Genomic DNA, 2,090 nt, shown 5'->3' on the forward strand with positions numbered 1-2,090 from the left:
GTCCAGACCAGCCCAAGTCTTGTTTGGCATCCAGAAGTCCTTGATCCATTCGGCCTTGCCAGGGAAGAACTCTTCAAAAATGTCCCGGTACAAAAGGGATTCCTTGGTAAATGGCGTCTTGTATGGGTACTTGTCCTTAGCCTTTTCCAAGTCTTCATCGCTGTACTTGCTTTCAGCGTATTCCTTCAAGTCGTCCACCATGGAGTGGCCCACGGCATCGCTGAAGGCTGCCTTTTCCCGCATCAAGATGTCCTTTGGCAGCCATTCGCCTTCTTCAAAGGCCTTTCTCAAAAGGTACTTGCCCTTGTGGTAGTGGTTCATCTTGAGGTCTGGGTCCACGCTCATCACGTAGTCAACAAATTCGCGGTCGGCAAAAGGCACCCGGCCTTCAAGTGAGTTAGCAGAAATGCAGCGGTCGGCCCGCAGCACGTCGTACATGTAGAGTTCCCGCATCCGCTTGGCAGCTTCTTTTTGGAATTCTTCAGCACTTGGGGCGAAGTCGGTGTACTTGTAGCCAAAAAGCTCGTCGGAGCATTCGCCGGTCAAGATCACCTTTAAGTCAGTGGTTTCGTGGATCTTTTTGCACAAAATGTACATCCCGATAGAAGCGCGGATCGTGGTGATGTCCCAGCTTTCCAGGGTGTAGATGACTTCCCGCAAGGCGCCTAGCACGTCTTCCCGCGTCATGATGAATTCGGTGTGGTCCGTGCCCAGGTAGTCAGCAACTTCTCTAGCGTACTTCAGGTCGATCGGGTTTTGGTCCATCCCAATGGCAAAAGTTCTGATCTTGTCGTTTGGCTGCAAGCGTGCTGCAATTGAGCAAACTAATGATGAGTCCAGACCACCTGAAAGCAAGTAGCCCACAGGAGCATCGGAAGCCAGGCGCTGGTCAACGGCGGAAATCAGAAGGTCGTGGATCTTGCTAGTTGCCGTCTCAAAGTCGTCAGTTGACATCTTTGGCGTCAAGTCGCTTTCGTGATAGGCGACAAACTTTTCACCGTCATAGTAGTGGCCTGGCACAAATGGGTGAATTTCATCGCACAGGTCCAGTAAAGTCTTGCCAGTTGAAGCAAAGGCAATCTTGCCTTCTTTTTTGGTGTAGCCGTAAAACATTGGCCGAATGCCAATAATGTCGCGACCAGCGTAAACCTTTTTTGACTTGTGGTCGTAGAGAACAAAGGCAAATTCCCCGTCCAGCATCTTGATCATGGTGTCAATCCCGTACTTGCGGTAAAGAGGAATCAGGACTTCACAGTCAGAACCGGAAGTAAATTGGTAGTCAGTTTCCAGGTTCTTCTTTAATTCTGGGTAGTTGTAAATTTCTCCATTGCAGACCAGGGTGCAGTCCAGGCTTTCAAAAGGCTGCATTCCGCTGTCTGACAAGTCCATGATAGCTAGGCGGTTGAAGCCGAAGGTTACGTCCAGTTCGTCAAAGACCCGGGTCATGTCAGGGCCGCGGTCCTCGTTTTTGGCCAGGGCTTGGTCAAAGGTCTTCAGATCAAATTCTTTTGATGCAACTGCTAAAAATCCACACATAATAAATACCTCGCTTATTAATAATCTGCGAAGACGGGCAAATAAAAAAGCCCACCGTCTCCTAACTAAATAGGGACGAAAGGCTTTGTTCCGCGGTACCACCCAACTTGCTCAAATGAGCCAGCTTATCTTGAGGACTAACATCCTCATCCGGCGTTAACGGGCTGGTCCCGGCTGAGTCTACTCGGCAGTGCCTTTCGGTCAGCAGCTCTGGAAAAAGTGTTATTCAAGAAGGGCAGGGCCCGCTGGCTTCTCACTGGCGCCAACTCACTTTGGGGATGCCCAACTTTACTCGTCTTTTTATGGCTTGTTCTTTAAGTTAAGAACTATTTTAGCGCGGATGAAAAATAAATCAAGCCTAAATGAGATAAAATTTAAAATTTCTGAAGAAAAAGCTCAAAAAAAGAAAATTAAAGAAATTTGCCAAAAGCTGTTGACTTTTTCCTCGATCCCGGTAAAATATATATTGTTGCGTCGCGAGGCGGAGCAAAAATAAAAGATTCCGCCTTAGCTCAGTTGGTAGAGCGCTTGACTGTTAATCAGGATGTCGTCAG

1 protein-coding gene is annotated in these 2,090 nt (G+C 48.3%); it reads right to left on the reverse strand.

Annotated elements, in window-relative coordinates:
* Positions 1-1,536: asparagine synthase B (gene asnB / locus ACI4WN_RS03465; protein ID WP_439776975.1), on the reverse strand; the 1,536-nt coding region annotated here is incomplete at its 3' end.
* Positions 1,537-2,090 lie beyond the last annotated feature (554 nt).

The organism is Lactobacillus sp. (assembly GCF_051893255.1).
GTDB lineage: Bacteria > Bacillota > Bacilli > Lactobacillales > Lactobacillaceae > Lactobacillus.